Raw genomic sequence first — 19631 nt, 5'->3', positions numbered from 1 at the left:
TAAGTAGAAGAAAAAAAGATAATGAAAATATTGAGCTTGCGATAGTCACAAATAACTAATTGACACTTGTCTAGACAAGCTATATAATTTCTAAGAAAGCGTTATCATTATCGTAATAGGCAAGATAAGCAAAAGAGGTTGAAAGATGAATAAGAAGATTAAATTGCTGGCACCAACTGCTGGCGAGGTTATTAATCTCAGCGATGTTAGTGATCCAGTTTTTGCACAAAAGACACTGGGTGAAGGCTTCGCGCTAAAGCCTAGTTCGGGAGAAATTGTCTCTCCGGTGAGTGGTCAGGTAGTGATGGTTGCTGAGACTAAGCATGCAATAGGCTTCAAAACAGCTGAAGGCATGGAGATACTAATCCATCTAGGTATTGATACAGTTGAACTTGACGGCAAGCCATTTACGATTAACGTCAAAGCAAATGACCAAGTTGAGGCTGGTCAGAGCTTAGGGAAAATGGACTTAGATGCAATTAGTGCAGCTGGTAAAGAAAACACGGTAATTGTTGCGGTAACCAATACGGCAACAGTTTTAGCTGATATTGAGCTTAAAAAGGGGCAAGTTGCTGCAGGCGATTGTGCCGCAGTAGTTACCCTGAAAGAAGCAAAACAAGCGACGAAAAATTCTAAGGAATCAAAATACCAAACAACGGCTAAAGCAATCGTTGATGCAGTAGGCGGTGCAGATAATGTTAAGAGTGTTATTCATTGTTTTACAAGGTTGCGCTTTACTTTAAAAGACGACAGCATTCCTAATGACGATGAAGTTAGTCAAATAAGTGGAGTCTTAGACGTAGCCCGTGCTAATAACCAGTACCAAGTTGTGATTGGGCAAACTGTTGACGATGTTTATGACGAAGTGATTAAGCTGCTAGGGCCAGATTTTGCGGTCCAAGAGCAAACCGGCACCGTTGACAATTCGGCTGCTAAACAAAACTTGAGTTTTGGTGGCAAAATCAAGAATGCCTTCTTCCAATTAATCGGGGTTATTACGGGATCAATGATGCCGGTAATTGGGTTGTTAGCTGCCAGTGGTATGTTAAAAGGTATTCTTAATATCTTAACCAATTTTTGCCACATGTCGACGAATTCGCCAACATATACCATTATTAATGCGATGGGGGATGCAGCCTTTTACTTTTTGCCTTTAATCGTTGGCTTTACTGCAGCCCAAAAATTAGGCTCTAACCCAGTTATTGTTGCTATTATTGGTGGTTTTCTAATTTATCCTGATTTAGTAAAAATTTATGCCAGTGGCAAGTTTAGCTATTTCCTTGCTGGTGTAGGGATTAATGCCAACTTCTTCGGTATTCCAATTCATATTCCGCAATACACCTATTCAATCTTTCCGATGATTTTTGCAGCTTGGATGGCTGCCAAAATTGAACCGTGGATTAAAAAATGGATGCCAGTTACATTACGGCAGATTTTTACCCCGTTGGTTGAAATTTTCTTAGTTGGGATGACGGTTTTAATTATCGTAGGGCCAGTGATTTCCTTTATTTCTGAAGGAATTGCAACAGTTCTGCAATGGTTATTAACTGTTAACACCGCATTGTCTGGTTTGATTATTGGTGCATTCTACCAAGTTCTGGTTATTTTTGGCCTGCATTGGGCGGTCATCCCAATTATTGCCAATGATATTGCATCTACCGGACACAGTGTTTTGAATGGAATCGTTTCGGTAACGATGATTGCGCAAGGTGCTGGTGCCTTAGCCGTTTGGTTCAAGACTAAGCATAATCCTGAATTAAAAGGTTTATCACTTAGTGCAGCTATTTCAGCAGCAGTTGGTATCACTGAGCCAGCGATGTATGGGGTCAACCTAAAATATGGTCGCGTCTTTATTACTTCCAGCATTGGAGCAGCGATCGGTGGTTTAGTCAATGGCCTACTAAAAGTTGATATGTATGGCTTTACTGGTAGTTTGATTGGTTTTCCATCGTTTGTTGCTAAGGCAGGGCAAGGCAACCCGAACAACCTGCTTAACTTCTGGATTGCTTCAATCGTGACAATTATTGCTGCCTTTTTGCTAACCTACTTCTTTGGTTACCAAGAAGGCGATGCAACTAGTCCAAAACAGGCACCGAAAAAGAAAAATCTAGCTGATCTATAAGCAATTATTTTAAGTAAAAAAGCTTAATTAATTTGATAAACCATATGGAAAAAAACTAACTCAGATAAATTAATCTAGTCATGCTAAAATATAGTCATAAAGGAAAAGAATTCTTGCAAAGGCAAGACCTCTTATCTGAATTTCAAGCAGCCGCTTTAAAGGCGGTTGACTAAGTTATAGGTTAATCAAAAAGACCTGTCCCATAACTCGCCAAAGTTATTGTGGGGACGGTCTTTTTGTTTATTTGCGTTTGTCGATATACGTCAACAAGACAATAATAAACGTGGCAAATGCCAGCACTAATTCTAGTGTATGTTGCACGCTAGTCACATAACTTCCGAATATCTGCTACATTGACTCACTCAAAAACTGTTTAGGCGACATACCATAGACTGAATAAAATGCATTGTACAAATTGCGGTAAGTTTTAAAGCCGGTTTCTTGTGCAATCTGCTCAAGAGAGCGTTTGCCCTTTTGTGCCTCGAGTACTACTTTTTCAAGTCTAATAATATCCAGAATTTCTTTAAAATTAGTTCCTAGGTTTTTCTTAATGACTTTAGAACAATAACTTGGTGAATAGCCCAAAAACTTTGCCATATCAGTTAAAGTAATACTTTTGGAATAATTGATATTAATGTAATCAATTGCCTTGCTTAAAATGCTGATGCTTTTATCATCAGCATTATTTTTATTTACTTTAACAGAATATGAGGAAATGAGCTCTTTTAAAATCAGTAGACCAGAAGAATATAAGTCTAAAAAGTATTGAATATTTTTGGGATGATTTTCGGTTTGATATATTGCCTGATTAAATAATGCAATTATTCGCTCACTAGCTTTTTGCTCAGTAGGGAAGTTAATGTCTTTAAAGATAAATACTTTATCAAATTGATTATTCGTGACTAGTTTCAAAAAAGATAATGGCAACTGAATACAAAGTACCCAGTTTTTAGATAGGCTCCTAGTTGAATGAATAATGTTGGGATTAATAACTACAAATTCATTTTTATGTAGAAGATAAGTTTTATTTTGTAGGGTAATCTTTAGTGTACCTTCTTTAACAAAAAGAATTTCAGTGCTTTGATGCCAATGCGGTGCAATAATGCGATCAAGATTTTTTGCTCTGAAACTGAAAATCTTAAAAGGAATCATTGCCGCATGTGTAATTTCTTCATATTTAATCATTAGTTAAAACCTCTATTGCTAGTATTTTACTTTAATAGAACAAAAAGTTACAGGTTAGTCTGCTTTTTTATGTATGTTGAACAAGTAAAATCAAAATTATAATAGTTAATAAGTAAATAAGCGCTTAACAGCTTTAAAAAGGTAATGATAAAAATGAATCAAAAAGAAATAATACGTTTGTTAAAAGACATGAGTTTAGACGAAAAAATAGGTCAACTAATTCAATTATCTGGTGAGTTTTTTAGTGCTAATGATATCTCAATTGGGCCAATTGAGAAACTAGGAATTTCAAAGAAAATGGTTGACTTGACAGGTTCAATACTCAATGTAGTCGGTGCAAAAGAAACGCATGAAGTACAAGAAAGACAGATGCAAAAGCAACCCCATCATATCCCAGTGTTATTCATGTCAGATGTAATTTACGGTTATAAAACAATTTTACCGATTCCTTTGGGCTTGGGAGCAACTTGGGATTTAAAAAATGTGCGCCAAGCTTTTGTAAACGCTGCTGATGAAGCTTCGGCAGCTGGCAATCACGTTGCCTTTGCACCGATGGTTGACGTTGTTCGTGATGCTAGATGGGGACGAGTGCTTGAGTCGCCAGGTGAGGATCCGTATTTAAATGCTAGATTTGCGGAAAACATGGTTAACGGCCTACAAGAAAATTTAAAAAATAAAAAAGGCCAGGCTGCTTGCGTTAAGCACTATGCTGCTTATGGTGCAGTTGAAGGTGGTAAAGAATATAACTCAGTAGATATGTCGATAAGCAATCTGTTTCAGAACTATTTACCGCCTTATAAAGCGGCTGTTGCTGCTGGCAGCGAAATGGTGATGACATCTTTAACAACACTTAACGGTGTGCCAGCCACTGCTAGTAAAGCACTTTTATCTACAATTTTGCGCCAAAAATGGGGCTTTGATGGTGTGATTATTTCAGATTATGCTTCGATTTTTGAACTGATTAAGCACGGATTTGCAGCAAATGAGATTCAGGCAAGTGAAGAAGCTTTCAACGCTAGCGTTGATATTGATATGAAATCGCCATGTTATGCCAATGGCTTACAGCCCCTAGTTACTAACGGCCAACTTGATGAAGAAAAAATCGATCAGGCTGTTTTACGTGTTCTTAATTTGAAAAATCGGTTGGGCCTTTTTGAAGATCCATTCTACGGTGCAAGTCCTGAGCGTGAGGCTAAAAGCATTCTAACCTCTTCGAAAAGACAACTTGCGCGAAAATTAAGTCAAGAATCACTGGTTTTATTGCAAAATGATAACCACGTCTTGCCCCTAAATAAAGAGCAAAAAGTTGTGCTAATTGGTCCATATGCTAGTCGTAAGACCCTAATTGGCATGTGGGCGATTCATGGCAATCCGCAAGATACAATTACTATTGCTGATGGAATGAAGAGATTTATTCCTGATTTGAAAGTATATCAAGGGACAGATCTGCAGAGAAGTAAAAAGCTACTGAAGAATCTTGGCTTTCTTAATGAAAAAGAAATTGCTGAAGCTATTTCAACGCCGAAGCAGGAACAAAAAAATAATCAAGAAGCACTTGAAGCTGCTAAAAAGGCTGACACAGTGGTATTAGCTTTAGGCGAAGAAACTTATGAGGATGGAGAAGCAGGTTCTAAAACAGACTTGCGCTTACCGAAAAATCAACGTCAATTAATTGATCAATTGGCTAATTTAGGCAAGAAGATTATTTTGGTTTTAATAAATGGTAGACCGCTAGTCTTAAATGATATTAAAGATAAAGTTGATGCAATAATTGAGGCTTGGTTCCCAGGAACAGAGGGGGGAAATGCGATTGCCGATGTACTTTTTGGGGAATGCAATCCTTCTGGCAGGCTGACAATGGAATTTCCTTATTCTAGTGCTGAAGAGCCGTTATATTACAATCATTTATCAACTGGTAGGCCAGAAAGCAACTCACAGCATAAAGGCAGATTTGTTTCTAAGTATTTAGATTGTCCGTCAGGTGCATTGTATCCATTTGGCTATGGTTTGTCTTATTGCGATGTGGACTACAGTAGTCTGCAATTAAGCGCAAACGAAATTACACCTGATCAGGATATCAAGGTTTCAATTAACGTGACTAATACTGGAAAATGTTCAACAACTGAAACGGTGCAGCTATATTTTAGAGATGAGGTAGCATCTGTTGCTCAGCCAGTTAAGCGATTAATTAATTTTCAAAAAGTCCAGTTAAAGCCAATGGAAAAGAAGCGTGTAGAATTTGTACTTTCGCTCAGTGAATTAAGCTTTTTTGATAACACTGGAAATGAAAAAATAGAGCCAGGATTTTTCACAATTATGGTGGGACCCAACTCTCGGGATGTTTCTTCTGCTAGATTGTATTTTGCTGGTTAAACACAAATGACAATTTTTTACATGTTTTTAGCGTGAAACATGTATAGGATTAAGCTTATCAAGCGCTTACAATTATCGTGCAAAGTAAAAATTGTACTTAAGGAGGAGAGAATGATGGCTTCAAAAGAGAACCAAAAAATTGCCAAACAAGTCTTTGACGCGATTGGTGGCAAAAATAATATTGTGTCAACTGCTCATTGTGCTACGAGGCTAAGGCTAGTCGTTCATGACCGAACAAAAGTTGATGAAAAGAAGTTAGATCAAATCGATAAAGCTAAAGGACATTTTTTTACGTCTGGGCAGTATCAAATCATTTTTGGAACGGGACTCGTTAATGACGTCTATGAGGCAGTTAAAGAAGCAGGCGCAGCAACGACAAGTAGCGCAGATTTAAATGATGTTGCCGCAGAAAAATCAGGTTGGTTCCGCAAGGCAATCAGAATGTTTGCAGATGTTTTTGTTCCGATTATTCCAGCACTAGTTGCAACGGGTTTGTTTATGGGACTAAAAGGGCTGATTACTCAACCGCAGATCCTGCAAATTTTTGGCATGACGCCTAAACAAATACCAGCACAATTTAATACTTATTTTAGTATTCTTACCGGAACTGCTTTTGACTTCTTACCTGTCTTGGTCTGCTGGTCAGCATTTCGCGTATTTGGCGGTAGTCCTATTTTAGGGGTATTACTAGGGCTAATGTTAGTTAATCCGTCTTTGCCATCTGCTTGGGATGTCGCCCAGGGAACTAAGCCTGCATTAATGTTTTTCGGTGTGATTCCAGTTGCAGGGTACCAGGCCTCTGTTTTACCAGCTTTTATTCTGGGCTTTTTAGGAGCAAAAACAGAAAAGTGGATTCATAAACATGTAGTCAATTCCTTGGACTTAATCGTGACGCCTTTTGCGACGCTACTGATAATGAGTATGCTGGGGCTGTTTATTGTTGGTCCCATCTTTAGATCAGTAGAGCGGGGAATACTTTATGCGACTGAGTGGATTGTTCAACTACCATATGGTTTAGGCGGCCTCATTTGGGGCGGTATTAATCAGATGGTTGTCGTTACTGGATTGCATCATGCCTTGAATATTGTTGAAATTCAATTGCTAGCGAATACGCACTGGAATCAGGTTAATCCTATCAGTTCTGCTTCAATTGCAGCGCAAGCTGGTGCAGTTCTTGCGGTCGCTGTAAAAAGCCATTCAAGTAAGATTAAGCAAATAGCTTTTCCATCAACCATTTCAGCTTTACTTGGTATCACTGAACCGGCAATTTACGGCATAAATATTAGATTCTTAAAGCCATTTTTGTTTGGCTGTGTTGGAGGAGCAGCAGGAGGATTTCTTTCAAGTATTTTCAACTTAAGGGCAACAGGCATGTCAATTACGGTTATTCCCGGAATATTACTATTTCTTAATCAGCAATTGCCTTTATATATCTTGGTTTGCCTAGTTGGCTTTGGGGTTGCATTTACACTAACTTACTTTTTTGGCTATAACGATCGGATGTTAAAAGAAGAACAATAGAAAATAAATAAAGGACTGTTTGATTACCAATAATTAAACGGTCTTTTTGTTGTTGAGGATAATTAAATGACTGATAGAAGAAAAGAGTTTAGAAATTTAGTATCTAATTTAAGTTCGGTACCCCAAAATGTGATAACTGAGCAAAAAAAGCGTGTTGGCCAATCTCCATATCGTCAGCAATTTCATCTGGAAAGTATAATGGGGCAGCTAAATGATCCTAATGGTTTTTCTTTTTTTGCTGGCTATTACCACTTGTTTTATCAATCTTTCCCCCTTAAATTTACGCAAAATCCCACTTATTTTGAGCAGGGTTGGCAACACTTAAAATCAAGAAACTTAATTGATTGGCAGGATTTAGGCCAAGCAATGGCAAATAACACTAAATATGATCAATATGGCGTTTATTCAGGAAGTGCAATTCAAGCCAATAATCGTTTATTTTTAATGTATACGGGAAATTCGTGGATTGGGACTAACACGCCACACTGGCACCGGATGCCGACTCAATTAGGAGCATGGATGGATCGAAATGATTGTGTAACTAAATTAAAAAGTCCCTTAATTAAGGGTCGAATCAAAGGCTATACTGGTCACTTTAGAGATCCAAAGATTTTTCAGAAAAAAGGAATATATTATGCTGTGATTGGGGCACAGAAAACTAATCAAAAAGGGACAGTTCTGCTATATAAGAGTCAAGACTTATTGACTTGGAAAAAAATAGGAGAAGTTAAAACCAATTTTGATAAAAACATGGGCTATATGTGTGAATGTCCAGATTATTTTGAACTTGCGCATCATGGCATTCTCCTTTTTTGCCCGCAAGGACTTAATACGAAAAATAATCGTTTTCTTAATCAATACCAGGCTTGTTATTCTATCGGACAACCCTTAAATCTAAATACTGGCCAGTTTACCGGCACCGAGTTTAATGAGATTGATCAGGGATTTGACTTTTATGCTCCGCAAACAATGCTCACACCTGATGGGAGAAGGGTTTTAATTGCTTGGATGAGTATCTTAAATGGTAATGATCCAACAGTAGATTATGACTATACTGGCTGCTTAACTTTTCCACGGGAATTAACTTGTGATGGCAAGTATCTTTACCAAAAGCCAATTGATGAGATTAAAGACTTAGCCATTGCACAATTGATTGCCGAAAAAACGGTTAGGCAAGAGGAAAAAATTGCCGAGGGCAGGAATCAACGAGACCTAAAATTGACCATAAAATGTGGCTCAAAATCAATTTTTGTCCTTGATTTATTTAGCGATGATAAAAATAGTAAACACTTGCGCCTAATACTAAATGCTATTAAAAATCGCTTTATCGTTAATCGAGCTAATGCAGGTGCTAATTTTGAAGATGAATATGGAACTGAACGCAGTTGTGCAATTGATTTGAGTAAAGAAATTCAATTACGAATTTTGCAGGACACGTCTTCTGCCGAAATCTTTTTAGAAAATGGTAAACATGTTTTTACGATGAGAGTTTTTACTTCAATTGAACAAAATAAAATATTCGTAACAAGTTTGAATGAAGTGACCAAAATTAAGTATGAAATTAATTGTTTGCGAGCAATAAAGAGGACTGGTGATTAGAGACTTGCCCGTTTTATTTGCAGGCCTAAATTGCCTAAAAGTTGTCACCGTGATTAAATAAAGAAAATATAGATTAGTATTGAACGGGAGATAAACCATGAAAATTTTGGTAATTGGAGCACATGGTCAGATTGGCCGGCAGTTAGTACAGATTTTACAAGCAAAGGAAAACTGCCAAGTAATTGCGGGCTTGCGCTCAGCTAGCCAACAAGAAGAATATCAACAACAAAATATTATGACTGCGTATGTTGATTTGACAAAAGCGCAAGCACAACTTGAACAAGTGATGCAAGGAGTTGACGTGGTCGTATTTGCTGCTGGCTCAGGTGGAAAAACTGGTGCGGATGCAACGATGATGATTGACCTTGATGGTGCGGTTAAAGCAATTAATGCTGCTAAAAAAACAAATGTTAGTCGGTTCATCATGATTAGTTCAATTAAGGCCAATGACCGGGGCTTTTGGTCAGATAATGTTCCACCTAGAGCTCCAGAAAGCTATTATTATGCAGCTAAGTACTATGCTGATGAGTGGCTTTTGCACAGTTCTTTGGATTACACGATTCTGCGGCCAGCAAGATTAATTAATCAACCTGCTACTGGAAAAATTCAGATAGCTTCACAATTAACGCAATCAATAGATGATATAAGTATTACTAGAGCAGATGTTGCCGAAACGGTTGCTACAATTATTGAATGTTCTAGATTGCATAAGCAGCAATTTGATTTAGCTAACGGTGATACACCAATTGCGCAGGCAGTTGAGCAATTCAACTAAACAAGTTATTAATTTAGGTGAATAAAAATGATAATCGATACCAAAAAACTCCAGAAGGAAGTTCTTGATAATAAAAGAAGACATAATTTTAATACGACAGATATCAAATTTGAATTGCTGCTATTGTATGGCGAAGTAAATGAGCTGTTTAAAGGATGGCTTAAGCAAGATGATGATAATATCAATGAAGAATTAGCAGATGTTGGTATTTTTTTGCTGGGTATATCCGAAATGTTGGGAAGCGACTTAGGAAAAGACATAGTTGATAAAATTGAAATAAATAAAAACAGGATTTATAAAAACGGAGTAAAAGTAAGTAAAAAATAGTCCGAAAACAAAGAGTCTGGGAAGAAACTAGCTCTTTAAGCAAAAAAGAAGCAGCCAAAACACCGAAAAAGTGTTTTAGCTGCTTTTTGCTTCTTTCTGTCCGCCAAAGTTGACTATTAGGACCACGCCTATGCCAATATTTTTTCATATTCTTTTGCCTTTTGACGTTGCATTAATTCTGTTAGCCTAAATAAGAATGATAATATTAAAAATAAATGATATAATTAATCAAGACTTTTATGACTGGCTCATTATAGGTTGTGTCAATTTTGTTGTGGGGATGAAATTGACAGTTTAATCTTATTGAGTGGAGACATAATGATAATTAAAACGGAAAATTTAACAAAACAATATCAGAAAGTAACTTCCGTCGACTTTTTTCACCGAACAAAACAAACTATTGCTGCGGTTAAAAATGTTTCTTTGCAAATTAACCAAGGCGATCATGTGGGCCTTGTCGGCCTGAATGGTTCAGGCAAATCCACCTTAATCAAAATGATCTTAGGAATTTTGCAGCCTAATGGAGGTAAAATTACAACTTTTGGTGTGAATCCAGTTGATAATCGACAAATAAATGCCCGCAAAATTGGTGTAGTGTTTGGGCAAAGAAGTCAGTTACGCTGGGACTTGCCGGTAATGGATACCTTGCTATTAAACCGGGAACTTTACCAAGTAGATAACAAAGACTTTCATAGCAGGCTGAACCAATTAACTAAAACGCTTGGTGCTGAGGACTTTCTAAGTCAGCCAGTGCGTACGCTTAGTTTAGGTCAACGAATGAAAGCAGAATTTATTGCGGCCTTAATTCATGATCCTGAACTAATTATTCTTGATGAACCAACAATCGGTCTTGATATTTTAACTAAAAATAGTCTGATTGCTTTTTTAAAAAGGCTAACAAATAAAACAATTATTTTTACCTCGCATGATCTAATTGAAGTGGAGCAGACGTGCTCCCGAATCATGATTATGAATGAGGGTAATTTGGTGCTCAATCTTGACAGCGCAAAAATTGCCAATTTAGCAGTACCAGCGACGATTACTTTTACTAGTAGCAGCAGTAACTATGCTGATTTACGCCAAACGTGGCCTCAATTAATGCAGCTTACAAACGGTGACTTTCAACTAGCTGACATTGAACAAAAAAATATTAAAGAAATTCTGAGCCAATTAACTGCCAGTGTTCCAATTGAGAATATTGAAGTTAAAAATAATAAGCTTGAATACTTGCTCAGTCGTATTGCAGGGGGTAATGCCCATGAAATATAGATTGACCTTAATGAAAATAGGTATCAAAAATGGTTTTGCATCGAAATCTGCCTTAGTTTTTTGGCTTTTTTCAGCGCTAATTTCATTTATTGTCCAGTATTTTTTGTGGAAAGCTGTTTTAATAGGACGGCCAAATGCAGTTTTTCGGCAGACAGTTAGTTATCTGTTATTAATGCAGTTATTAACGATTTTGTTTCCTAAATCTAGCTATACGCTTAACGATAAGGTACGTTCGGGTGATATTGCGCTTGATTTGCTAAAGCCACTGGCTGTTCGAACTCAGTTACTCTGGGAAAGTTTAGGTTATTCTATTGCTAAGTTTTTAGTAATTGGCTTAGTCATTTTAGTACTTTATTTTTGGCTCTTAAACTTCCAAGTCTCTTTATCAGCGATATTAATGGTCGTAGTAGCTGGTTGCTTAGCGTACTTTTTATATTTTGAGTTAGAACTAATTCTGGGAACATTTTCTTTTTATACATACAGTATTTGGGGAATTTCTACCTTTAAAGAAGCAGTTTTGCTTGTTCTTGCCGGAAATGTTTTTCCAGCTAACTTCTATCCAGATGCTTTAAAAACACTGTCTTCTTATTTGCCGTTTCAGTATTCGTTTGGTGCGGTCGGAATGTTGGCCGAAACACCATCTTGGTCATTTTTTAGCCAAGTAGTGCTGATCCAAATTTTATATTTATTACTATTTAGCTTCGTGTATAAGTACCTTTTTAAACATGCAGTTACTAAAACAGTAGTTCAAGGAGGCTAAAAATGAGATATCTAAAATTGTTTTTTGCCTATTTAAAAGTTAATTTAAAATCTCTTGCTGTTTATGATCTTGATTTTTACTTTGCGATTGCTGGCATGATTATTCAGAATGTACTTAATATTGTTGCTCTGAGGTTTATTTTCAATTTAGTACCACGAATCAAGGGCTATAGTTTTGAGCAATTACTGCTTACTTATGCCTTGGCGACGCTGGCATTTGCAATCTTTCGCTGCTTTTTTATCAATGCGCTTAATATTTCGGACTATCTTCATCAGGGTAAGCTTGATACGATTCTAATTAAACCGGTTAGCCCGCTTTTCCAGCTAGTCAATGAGCGTGTAGATGAAGACGCGTGGGGTGATTTGCTGGTTGCACTTTTATTATTAGTGCTGGTTGATATTCGGCTACATAATCCCTGGTACATAACGGTGATGTTTATTTTTATTTCACTGTTTACTTCTTTAATTTTCTTAAGCTTAGCAATTCTGGGCAATATTGTCTCACTTTGGTCTAATGGCTTAGCCGACCTAGCTGAAACCACGTTTGACTTTTTTGAGATGAGCAAGTACCCGTTATCAATCTATGCGGAAGGGTTTAGATTGGTTTTAACTTTTGTGTTGCCATTAGGTTGGGTAGCCTCAATTCCGCAAGAAAAAATTGCTCAAGAGCATGAATGGATTTGGCTGGGAATTATTCCGGCAGTTTGTGTTTTATTCTTTTTACTTATTTACCAATTGTGGCGACTCTTTTTGCAGAGATACCAAAGTACTGGTAGCTAATTTAAGTAAGTAAAAAGCCTTTGATTTTTCAGTCAAAGGCTTTTTTCTTAGGAGTTTTCTTCGGCTAATTGACCTGCAGCCTGATGAATTACTTGCACACTATTGATAACAAAAGGAAAACCAACGTAAGGCAAAAGCTGGATTACTGACCAAATTAATTCACTTTCGGTATTGCCAGCCCTTAAGCTTCCGCGTGCATGGGCCTTGATTTGAAATTCAACATTTAATGTAATAAGAGCTAGTAATTCATAGCGTTCACGGTCGCGAACCGGTAAAGTCTTCCGGTTATAAAAATCATTAAAAAAGTGCTGCGTTAACGCATGTGGAATAAATTGACCGGCTTCATCGGGCAAATCTTTTAGTAAGTTCTTGATTTCTGTACCGTAAAGCCTACTTTGCACTCTAGCGCCAAAATCTTGATCGGTGGCGGTTTCGGTTAGAGACAGCTGAACTTGATGCTGAGCAAAAACTTTTTGAATAGAAGATAATGCCTGCTCAACTTTTAACGTGCCGATAACAGGCACTAATTGGTAAATTACTTCGGCAATTGTTTCAGGCTCAACCTGCTTATTTAGTGCTTGCTCAACTTGATCAGGTAGCTGCTTAATTATTCCCTGGGTAATACTAGCAATTATTGGAATTAAAAAGCGATCTTTTTGTAAATGCTTTGCACAATGATTGTTAACATCACTAACAAAAGGGGTAACTAGTTGGTTAAATTCTTCGATAAGTGCTTTATTCACAGTATTCTCTCCTTTATTAACTAAATTCTAGTGTGAATTATTTGTAGTGTAAAATGCTTATCGTGCATGATCAAAGATAATTTTAAGTAATTATAACGGTTAAAAGATTGATTCCTTTAGCAATTTTAAAAATAGTTCCGCTACAGGTGATAGACTGACCTCGCGTTTCCAGACGACTTTAATTGGGTATTGCAACTGGGGCACAAGCTTTCTAAAAGTGACGCCAGAGCCGGATGAAGTGTTAACTAGGTTATCCAGGGTTAGCATCAGTGCAGCATTATTTTTGACCAGCAAAGTGCCATTGAAGTTTAGGTTATAAGTACCAATAAAGTTGACCTTTTCTTTGTAATTACCCAGCCAATTTTGAAAAGTATGAAAATTGACCGCCTGCTGTGAATTTAAAACTGACCGACCAGCTAAGTCCTGCGGCGTAATCATTTCTTGTTTGACTAGCGCGTCGCTAGTATTCATTAATACGCCCCAAGTGTCTTTTTCAGGCAAAGTTAAAGAGGCGTAATTTGGTGTGGGTGCATCCCCAATAATAACCGCAAAATCAACTGTGCCGTTGGTTAGTTTACGTTCAGCATAACTATAGTCGCCGCTTAAAAGGTGAATTTTAACGGTTGGGTGTTCTTTAATAATCGCACTCACAACATTCATAATGCGCTGCATACCAATACTTTCGCCAGCAGCAATTGTTAAGTCGCCACTAATAAAAGAAGATGATTCTAGATTGCTTTTAGTCTTGGCAGTTAAAGCCAAGATTTCTTTAGCTTGCTCTAGCAGGTATTGTCCAGCAGGAGTAAGCGTCAATCGCCGTGACTTGCGGCTAAATAACTTAACGCCTAATTCATCTTCTAGATCCGCAATTTGTCTAGACAATGCGGGTTGGGAGATTAACAGTTTTTGTGCTGCGTGTGTCATATTGCCTTCTTGTGCAACCGCAACGAAGTAATTTAAAACTCGTAATTCCATTTTCCTTCTCTTTATATGTTTATCTGTTTTTAGTTAGTGATTTTTGACTATTTTTTAATGCAAATTGGTTATGTTTAGTAATCATTAATGAGTATTTCACATCGGTAAAGTAAGTATCTACAATTAAGATATCATCATCTTTTAACTAGTATTGAAAGGAGTCTTTCAAATGAATGAATGGTCAAAAGCGGTCCTAGATAATTTTATTCATGACGAGGCGATTAAAATTGAGCCTTTTTATGAAGATGGCAAAACTCACGCCACACCGGTAACGATTTGGTTTGTGATTATTGCAGGTAGAATTTATATTAGGGCATATCACGGACACGATTCTAAGTGGTATCAAGCAGCCGTAAAGCAAGGTGCAGGTCAAATCACAGCTGGCAATCAAACTTATCAAGTTAACTTTACCGCTGTTAGCAACAATACTGAAATAGATCAGCGAATAAATCAGGCATATCATCAAAAGTATGAGGGTCAGAGCCCATTAGAAGGGATGACTTCTCCGGCGGCAATTAAAGCAGCGATATGTATTACGCCAAAGCAAGATTAAGCTAGTCTAGAAGATATTAGTAAGCGAAAAGCTCCAACTACTAGGAAGTTTAAAGTGCTAAATTGGAATAGTAGTAAGCCGGATCCGATCAACTGTGCAACCAAATAAATGATACCATTAATGCTATTTTTCAAAGCCTTCGGCTTCAGCAAGTTCTTCGGTATCAACAATTAGAGGCATTTCGAGCCTACCGGAATAAAAGCCGGCAATATCTGACATTAGATTAATTCCGATAACAATTAAAACTAAATTACTACCAGTGAAGTCACGTCTAAAAAGAAAACTAACAATGATATATGGTCTAAAGCAAATGCTGGCTAAGAACCTAGCGATTGTAAGTTTTTGCCAGCTTTTTTACAAAATAGCCATAGTTTTATACCTCCTAATCAATAAGAAATTTAAGTGCTTGTCAATATATAAGATATAACATGGGTATAATCAATATGGATTGAAGAATAGAAAAAAACAATAGGACGATTTTAAAGCAGTATTGAATAGATTATGGTAGGTTGTTAATTTGAAGTTAATAACAAAATATTATTGTTAAGAAAGGGAGATTTTTTGTCAGTAGGGGAATTACTTAAAAAATATCGAATCGAGAAGATGAAGACACAAAAAGAATGGGCTGGCAATGTAATTAGTCCATCATTTTATGCCAAGGTGGAAAAATATTCATCATATATTTGTAGAAGATCTACTTGCGTTACTTCATTTTAATTATATACTTAAGACATAAACGAATAGGTATATACATCTAAATTAAGAAGCAATATTATGAATGATTCGTTACGAGGCACACCAATTATTATTTTTTTCAGTGAATGAAATCGCATTTTGGAAATTAATGATGTTGACAGATGTGCAATAAGTTTAGATGGATTACTTATAAAGTTTAGGCAAAAATAATTAGATTTTATAAGGTATAAATTATGAAGATAAAACTTAGTAAAATTTTTCCTATTTCAATAGGCATTATATTATTAATAATTGCGATAAAAGATTTTTCTCCTTGGCGTAGTCCAAGGGAAATAATAATAGCACTACTAACATTAGCAGTGGCATTATGGCCCACAAGTAAAAACCAAAAATCAACTTCTTCTGAAACGGATTATTTAGTTGATCACAAAGTTGTAGTTTATTCAGAGCGTATTTATTTGGCGATGTTCTTCGTCTTTATAGTTTTATACTACTTAGATGGGAAAAATATCTTACTGGGTGTTATATCTATTTATTCATTATTACTTTGGCTTGTTCAGCAAGTAATAATAATTGTTTTAGACTTATTAAAAAGTAAAAGAAAATAATTAATTTTAGAGGCATACTCTATAAAAAGGCTAGCTTAATTCCGCCAATAAAGCGCAAAGACGGCATTAGAAGTATATAGGTGCTTTTGTCTTTTGGGCCGCGTAAAAGACTTATTGTTAAGTCAAATTATACTTTGTTTAAAGTAAAAAATTGGGAGATTAACAGGATGAAAATAGCAGAAGCAGCACAAAAAACTAATGTAACTCCATACCCTGCGCTATTATGAAAAAGTTGGCTTAATTCCGCCAATAGAGCGTAAGGACGGCATTAGAAATTATAGTGAAGCTGATATAAACTGGATTGACTTTATCAGATGCATGCGTCAAGTGAGAATTCCCATTAATGACTTACTCGAATATACTAAATTAGTTCAAAAGGGCACGGATACTAGAAAAACCCGGCGCGCAATTTTAGTTAAAGAATTAGAAAAGCTTGAACAAGAAAATCACAACATCCAGCAAACAATTACGCGCTTAAAAACTAAAATCACTTTGTATGATCAGGGCAAAATTAAGTAAAGTGTTATTTTTTATTTTGCCCATAAAAATTTAACCAGTAATTGAGCTACCTGCTTGTTTTCATGTAGCTTGCTGTGCTGAGCGTTTTGCCCGTGAAATTCGTGTTCTTGGTAAGAACGTGCGCGTTTACTAACTAAGTAACGGTAAGAGCGGGAAGAGTTATTGTCAACTGAACCATCTGTTCCGTTACCAGTATTACCGTAGATATTTAGTACGCGGGCATTTTGCGGGAAAGTCCTTCTTAAAGGCAGTAGTCCTTTGTAGCCAGTATCCATTTTTTCTGGCTTACCATTTTTAGTTAAAATAGTATGCTTGGGTGCGCCGAGTTCGCCGAGATAGCCGTTATAATGGCCTGCAATAGAAACTTGTTTATTCAATTGCGGCATTTTGGAATTAGCTGCATTATTTTTTAAATAATAGGCAATTTGCAGGTTGCCCATTGAGTGCCCGACTAAATTGATTTTATTAAAATGGTATTTCTTCTGCAGCGCTACTACTACGTCTTTAATGTAATTACTACTTTTAGTTAAAGCACGAGCCTGATCGGTTTCATCTGGGAAAATACTTTTATTATTAAGTAAGTTAACCTCAATGATGGGATTTTTAGCATTAGTACTGATGGTTTTATCAAACGTAACTTTGCCGTCTTGACTAACGTCAGCTCTTATAATTGAGTTAGTCGCGTTACAAGCGCGGGCATAATTTGCCATGCTTTCTTCTGCACGATAGCTGCTGCCCCAACCATGAACAAAGATGGTGGGAGTAGCAATTGTTTTAGCTGGATTTTGCTTTTGCTCTGCCTTATTAAAGAAGAGCCACCAGCAAGCTAGTAACACCAGAATTGCTAATAGCCCACTCAGAACTATCTTGCTTTTTTTCGTCATTTTTTATCCTTAGTAGACTTTGAGAGTCTAAAGTATATTTTTAATATCAGCTGTAATTTGCTTAACCGTTAAATGATTATCCTGGTAGATTTGCTCAACAGGAGTTTGATCGGTATAAACCCGCTTTTGCCCGTAATTAAGGACTTTGACATCTTTTTGACCAAGATAAGAAGCTACTTTTTGACCAAAACCGCCGTCTAAGGTGTTATCTTCCAAGGTAACAATGACTTCGTGGTTAGCTGCTAGTTTGTCTAAAGCTGCCTGATCTAAAATATTGGCGGAAATAGGATTGACTAACGTTGCATTTAGCGCGGCAGCAACTTGCTTTCCGAGGCTATAGAAGTCGCCTAGGGCAAGAATTGCAACCTTTTGCCCAGGATTGATGCGGTATTTTAGTTCGCTATAATCGGTGGCAACTTCTTGGTCATCACTGACAGGAACGTTAGCGGGCAATTTAATGGCAACTGGATGCTTTCTTTGCTTGATTGCCCATTCAAGCATTGCTTGTTCTTCTTTTAAAGTCGTTGGAGCTAAGTAAAGCCAGTTGGGCAAGTTGGCAACCATTACTTGATCAAAAATGCCAAGGTGAGTCTTAGAACCATTTGAAATTCGGCCACCAGCAACAAGCATGACTACTGGCAGGTCGTTGGCTGCAACGTCATGAGAAAGCTGGTCAAAAGCGCGCTGTAAGAAGGTGGAATTTTCCATTAAAACTGGAATACCGCCTTCTTTAGCAAAACCAGCAGCAAATGCAACTGATTCCTGCTCGGCAATGCCAACATCGGTATAGTTTGCCGGGTACTCTTGCTTAAAGTGGTCAAGATCAAATACGCCGGGAATGGCAGCATTAATTGCCATGATTTTTTGGCCAGACTTGATATGTTTCTTGATGACATCTAGGGCAATTGAATTAGGAGTCGGTGCAGATGAAGCTGCGGCTGTCGGTTGATCAGTAGTTAAATTAAAAGGACTAACCCAATGGTGGGCCTCTTCGTCTTGAATGGCAGGCTTATAGCCTTTACCCTTAAGCGTGTTGATATGCAGCAAGATTGGGTGATCGACATCTTTGACCGCTTTAAAAGCGTTAATCATTGCTTGAAGGTCATTACCATCTGCGACGTAACGGTAATCAAAGCCCATTGCCTTGAAAGGATTTTCTGCCGCTTCGCCATTAGAATCACGCAATTTCTGCAGTGCCGTAACTAGTCCACCAACATTTTTATCAATTGACCACTGATTATCATTAACGACGACAACTAGGTTATGTTGCTCAATTGCGGCATTATTAAGACCTTCAAAAGCTAAGCCGCCAGTCATTGACCCGTCACCAATTAAAGCCATGATGTTTTCATGTCCGCCTAGTAAATCACGTGCCTTGGCCATTCCGGTTGCCAGAGCAATTGAGGTTGAAGTGTGGCCGATTGAGTAATAATCATAGGGACTTTCATCAGGATTAGTATATGGCGTAACGTCTTCATAATGATCAGGATCAAGCCAAGCTTTTGCTCGTCCTGTTAGCATTTTATGGGGATAAGTTTGATGGGAAACATCCCAGACGATCTTGTCTTTTGGCGCATTAAATACGTAGTGATAGGCGATGGTTGCTTCAACAATTCCTAAGTCAGGGCCGAGGTGTCCGCCTTCATATGCGTCTTTTTCCAAAATTAGTGTCCTAATTTCTGTGGCTAATTGTTCCATTTCTGCGATACTTAATTTTTTAAGGTCTTGGGGACCAGAAATTTTATTTAATAAAAAATCTTCATGCTTATTCATGAAAAAGTGCCTCCCTGCACAATTAAATAGATGATTGTTGACTGCTTTAATTATAAAATACTTTATTTGGGATGAAGAAAGTTCGTAGGTTAATTTACGATCTGGATACCCGCAATAAAGCGATTAATTATTAAAATTGTAATACTTAGAGCTAAGGTTAAGTCAAATAT

The 19631-nt window shown here is 37.2% G+C and carries 18 protein-coding genes and 1 pseudogene; 13 read left to right on the top strand and 6 right to left on the bottom strand.

Annotation, left to right across the window (positions count from 1 at the left end; genetic code table 11):
• Window positions 1–145: 145 nt before the first annotated feature.
• Complete coding sequence (locus J3U69_RS09280) at window positions 146–2122, top strand: glucose PTS transporter subunit IIA (protein ID WP_267413856.1); 1977 nt, start codon at window positions 146–148, stop codon at window positions 2120–2122.
• A 240-nt stretch (window positions 2123–2362) separates the two neighbouring features.
• Here the strand turns inward: J3U69_RS09280 and J3U69_RS10450 are convergent, their stop codons facing one another.
• A complete protein-coding gene (locus J3U69_RS10450; protein ID WP_416381940.1) occupies window positions 2363–2443 on the bottom strand; it encodes a putative holin-like toxin in 81 nt (26 codons plus the stop codon).
• A gap of 27 nt (window positions 2444–2470) precedes the next feature.
• A complete protein-coding gene (locus J3U69_RS09275; protein ID WP_267413854.1) occupies window positions 2471–3307 on the bottom strand; it encodes an AraC family transcriptional regulator in 837 nt (278 codons plus the stop codon).
• Window positions 3308–3460: 153 nt separating this feature from the next.
• Between J3U69_RS09275 and bglX the strand changes: the two genes are divergently transcribed.
• The 8 genes from bglX to J3U69_RS09235 all read left to right on the top strand — a co-directional run bounded on the left by bglX (window position 3461) and on the right by J3U69_RS09235 (window position 12710).
• Window positions 3461–5680, top strand: a complete 2220-nt coding sequence (gene bglX, locus J3U69_RS09270; RefSeq protein ID WP_267413853.1) for a beta-glucosidase BglX — start codon at window positions 3461–3463, stop codon at window positions 5678–5680.
• A gap of 111 nt (window positions 5681–5791) precedes the next feature.
• A complete protein-coding gene (locus tag J3U69_RS09265) occupies window positions 5792–7201 on the top strand; it encodes a sucrose-specific PTS transporter subunit IIBC (RefSeq protein WP_267413852.1) in 1410 nt (469 codons plus the stop codon).
• A 66-nt stretch (window positions 7202–7267) separates the two neighbouring features.
• The gene (locus J3U69_RS09260; RefSeq protein ID WP_267413851.1) at window positions 7268–8800 is read left to right on the top strand and encodes a sucrose-6-phosphate hydrolase; all 1533 of its coding nucleotides are present in this window, start codon (window positions 7268–7270) and stop codon (window positions 8798–8800) included.
• Window positions 8801–8897: 97 nt separating this feature from the next.
• A complete protein-coding gene (locus J3U69_RS09255; protein ID WP_267413850.1) occupies window positions 8898–9575 on the top strand; it encodes an SDR family oxidoreductase in 678 nt (225 codons plus the stop codon).
• Between the two features lie 27 nt (window positions 9576–9602).
• Window positions 9603–9902: a MazG-like family protein gene (locus tag J3U69_RS09250; RefSeq protein WP_103752673.1), complete on the top strand. Its 300-nt coding sequence runs from the start codon at window positions 9603–9605 to the stop codon at window positions 9900–9902.
• Window positions 9903–10220: 318 nt separating this feature from the next.
• Window positions 10221–11171: an ABC transporter ATP-binding protein gene (locus J3U69_RS09245; protein WP_267413848.1), complete on the top strand. Its 951-nt coding sequence runs from the start codon at window positions 10221–10223 to the stop codon at window positions 11169–11171.
• On the top strand, window positions 11161–11931 hold the full coding sequence (locus J3U69_RS09240; protein WP_267410276.1) for an ABC transporter permease: 771 nt from the start codon (window positions 11161–11163) through the stop codon (window positions 11929–11931). The genes J3U69_RS09245 and J3U69_RS09240 overlap by 11 nt, the downstream gene beginning before the upstream one ends.
• 2 nt (window positions 11932–11933) lie before the next feature.
• Window positions 11934–12710, top strand: a complete 777-nt coding sequence (locus tag J3U69_RS09235) for an ABC transporter permease (protein ID WP_267413846.1) — start codon at window positions 11934–11936, stop codon at window positions 12708–12710.
• A 47-nt stretch (window positions 12711–12757) separates the two neighbouring features.
• Here the strand turns inward: J3U69_RS09235 and J3U69_RS09230 are convergent, their stop codons facing one another.
• Together J3U69_RS09230 and J3U69_RS09225 are read right to left on the bottom strand one after the other, a co-directional pair.
• A complete protein-coding gene (locus J3U69_RS09230; RefSeq protein ID WP_267413844.1) occupies window positions 12758–13453 on the bottom strand; it encodes a carboxymuconolactone decarboxylase family protein in 696 nt (231 codons plus the stop codon).
• A gap of 99 nt (window positions 13454–13552) precedes the next feature.
• A complete protein-coding gene (locus J3U69_RS09225; protein ID WP_267413842.1) occupies window positions 13553–14428 on the bottom strand; it encodes a LysR family transcriptional regulator in 876 nt (291 codons plus the stop codon).
• Between the two features lie 169 nt (window positions 14429–14597).
• Here J3U69_RS09225 and J3U69_RS09220 point away from each other — a divergent pair, with 169 nt between their 5' ends.
• The 4 genes and pseudogenes from J3U69_RS09220 to J3U69_RS09210 all read left to right on the top strand — a co-directional run bounded on the left by J3U69_RS09220 (window position 14598) and on the right by J3U69_RS09210 (window position 16804).
• Window positions 14598–14981, top strand: a complete 384-nt coding sequence (locus tag J3U69_RS09220) for a DUF2255 family protein (RefSeq protein ID WP_267413840.1) — start codon at window positions 14598–14600, stop codon at window positions 14979–14981.
• 929 nt (window positions 14982–15910) lie between these two features.
• Window positions 15911–16285: a hypothetical protein gene (locus tag J3U69_RS09215; protein ID WP_220235016.1), complete on the top strand. Its 375-nt coding sequence runs from the start codon at window positions 15911–15913 to the stop codon at window positions 16283–16285.
• A gap of 213 nt (window positions 16286–16498) precedes the next feature.
• Window positions 16499–16576 (top strand): annotated as a pseudogene (locus J3U69_RS10445) (MerR family transcriptional regulator); the annotation flags it as partial.
• A 36-nt stretch (window positions 16577–16612) separates the two neighbouring features.
• The gene (locus J3U69_RS09210; protein ID WP_267413838.1) at window positions 16613–16804 is read left to right on the top strand and encodes a hypothetical protein; all 192 of its coding nucleotides are present in this window, start codon (window positions 16613–16615) and stop codon (window positions 16802–16804) included.
• A gap of 11 nt (window positions 16805–16815) precedes the next feature.
• Here J3U69_RS09210 and J3U69_RS09205 read toward each other — a convergent pair whose 3' ends face one another.
• Both J3U69_RS09205 and J3U69_RS09200 read right to left on the bottom strand, forming a co-directional pair.
• Entirely contained in the window at window positions 16816–17688 is an 873-nt protein-coding gene (locus tag J3U69_RS09205; RefSeq protein WP_267413836.1) for an alpha/beta hydrolase, read from the bottom strand.
• 27 nt (window positions 17689–17715) lie between these two features.
• Complete coding sequence (locus J3U69_RS09200) at window positions 17716–19461, bottom strand: 1-deoxy-D-xylulose-5-phosphate synthase (RefSeq protein WP_267413834.1); 1746 nt, start codon at window positions 19459–19461, stop codon at window positions 17716–17718.
• Window positions 19462–19631: the final 170 nt, after the last annotated feature.

Origin of the sequence: Lactobacillus sp. B4026, assembly GCF_026535825.1 — a bacterium.
In the GTDB taxonomy this organism is placed as follows: domain Bacteria; phylum Bacillota; class Bacilli; order Lactobacillales; family Lactobacillaceae; genus Lactobacillus; species Lactobacillus panisapium.
Note: the sequence above shows the minus strand (reverse complement) of the source record. Positions and strands in the feature narration are given on the sequence as shown.

What these genes read in the sequence shown, in the direction of transcription:
- J3U69_RS09215 (WP_220235016.1), top strand. Translation starts at nt 15,911, where the DNA reads ATGAAGATAAAACTTAGTAAAATTTTTCCTATTTCAATAGGCATTATA.
- J3U69_RS09240 (WP_267410276.1), top strand. Translation starts at nt 11,161, where the DNA reads ATGAAATATAGATTGACCTTAATGAAAATAGGTATCAAAAATGGTTTT.
- J3U69_RS09205 (WP_267413836.1), bottom strand. Translation starts at nt 17,688, where the DNA reads ATGACGAAAAAAAGCAAGATAGTTCTGAGTGGGCTATTAGCAATTCTG.
- J3U69_RS09245 (WP_267413848.1), top strand. Translation starts at nt 10,221, where the DNA reads ATGATAATTAAAACGGAAAATTTAACAAAACAATATCAGAAAGTAACT.
- J3U69_RS09225 (WP_267413842.1), bottom strand. Translation starts at nt 14,428, where the DNA reads ATGGAATTACGAGTTTTAAATTACTTCGTTGCGGTTGCACAAGAAGGC.
- J3U69_RS09200 (WP_267413834.1), bottom strand. Translation starts at nt 19,461, where the DNA reads ATGAATAAGCATGAAGATTTTTTATTAAATAAAATTTCTGGTCCCCAA.
- J3U69_RS09265 (WP_267413852.1), top strand. Translation starts at nt 5,792, where the DNA reads ATGATGGCTTCAAAAGAGAACCAAAAAATTGCCAAACAAGTCTTTGAC.
- J3U69_RS09280 (WP_267413856.1), top strand. Translation starts at nt 146, where the DNA reads ATGAATAAGAAGATTAAATTGCTGGCACCAACTGCTGGCGAGGTTATT.
- bglX (WP_267413853.1), top strand. Translation starts at nt 3,461, where the DNA reads ATGAATCAAAAAGAAATAATACGTTTGTTAAAAGACATGAGTTTAGAC.
- J3U69_RS09275 (WP_267413854.1), bottom strand. Translation starts at nt 3,307, where the DNA reads ATGATTAAATATGAAGAAATTACACATGCGGCAATGATTCCTTTTAAG.
- J3U69_RS09250 (WP_103752673.1), top strand. Translation starts at nt 9,603, where the DNA reads ATGATAATCGATACCAAAAAACTCCAGAAGGAAGTTCTTGATAATAAA.
- J3U69_RS09260 (WP_267413851.1), top strand. Translation starts at nt 7,268, where the DNA reads ATGACTGATAGAAGAAAAGAGTTTAGAAATTTAGTATCTAATTTAAGT.
- J3U69_RS09220 (WP_267413840.1), top strand. Translation starts at nt 14,598, where the DNA reads ATGAATGAATGGTCAAAAGCGGTCCTAGATAATTTTATTCATGACGAG.
- J3U69_RS09235 (WP_267413846.1), top strand. Translation starts at nt 11,934, where the DNA reads ATGAGATATCTAAAATTGTTTTTTGCCTATTTAAAAGTTAATTTAAAA.
- J3U69_RS09255 (WP_267413850.1), top strand. Translation starts at nt 8,898, where the DNA reads ATGAAAATTTTGGTAATTGGAGCACATGGTCAGATTGGCCGGCAGTTA.